Here is a 1037-nt window from a genome sequence, read left to right on the forward strand (position 1 = left end):
ATCCGCCCGACGCCGTGACCCCCGGCTGATAATTCGGCGATTCCGATGGCGCGAGCGTCACCATCGCCTGCCGACAAATTTCAGGATCGGGTGCGCCCAACAGCGCGCCGCCGCCGATATTCATTTGAAACCGGGGAGCCTGCGCCTCGGCCTGGGAGATGAAAACGCCCCTGCCCCCCGCAAAACCGAGGCCGGAAAGCATGAGTGCCGCGAGCGCATATCCGCGCCTATTTTTTGCCCAATGAACCATTTTCGCAGCCTAACAGATTCTTTTTCAGAACCACAGACGGCAAAATCTTCCCGCCTGCGCCGTTTGTAACCAATTGGTTCACTTCGCTTTTTTGAGAGGGAATCCAGAAAAAAACCGAAATTTTACCTCCGATTAAGGAAGAAGCAGATTTTGGCGAAAAAATGGGTGACAGAGGCAGGGGCGCATGCCTATACTCCCTCCAACAAATAAAAAGACTGCGCGACAAAAGGCCGCGCAGCCCGAGTTTAGGGAGGAATCGCCACTAGGCGGAGACAAGCAGCATAAGCTGTTGTCGTACAAATAAGATATCTTCTGCATTGCAGCATGGCAAGATCAAAATGTTGATCTTGCCCTTTTTTTTGCCTGTTTCCAAAGTGCTGGTTATTATTTAAGCGATCTGCCTTTGCTTGCAGCAGAACTCGCATGGAATTGCGGCAATAATCGCGTGCGCATCCAACCGTTTCGGTTCGCCCTTGCCTCCCGCCTCCGAGCACCGCAGGCTAGGCTATGGTTTTCACCCCCCTCTCCGCGCCGCTGGCCGATGCCGTCGCGCTACTCACACCCGACGATCATGCCCGGATTGTCGAGCATATCGGACCGATTACCCACGGCGATGGCAATGAGGATGGAACCAGCGTGCGCGCCGTCCGGCTCAATCGCGCCTGGGTGCTGCGCCTCGCCCGAACGGCCTCGGCCCCGCTGGCACGCGAAACCGGGCTGCTAATGGAAATCGCCGCGCGCCTGCCGCCGGAGCTGCGCGGCCTGCTGCCCATTCCCGCGCTCGCGG

Annotated in this window: 2 protein-coding genes; one reads left to right on the top strand and one right to left on the bottom strand. The window is 57.7% G+C overall.

Translation table 11 applies throughout. From position 1 onward, the window contains the following. On the bottom strand, positions 1–202 hold a 202-nt coding region (locus tag VZ95_RS19545; protein WP_156995438.1), incomplete at its 3' end, for a hypothetical protein. A 555-nt stretch (positions 203–757) separates the two neighbouring features. Here VZ95_RS19545 and VZ95_RS19550 point away from each other — a divergent pair. Next, positions 758–1037 (top strand): hypothetical protein (locus VZ95_RS19550; RefSeq protein ID WP_045777353.1); only part of this gene is annotated, 280 nt, incomplete at its 3' end.

The organism is Elstera litoralis (assembly GCF_000963705.1).
Classification (GTDB): domain Bacteria; phylum Pseudomonadota; class Alphaproteobacteria; order Elsterales; family Elsteraceae; genus Elstera; species Elstera litoralis.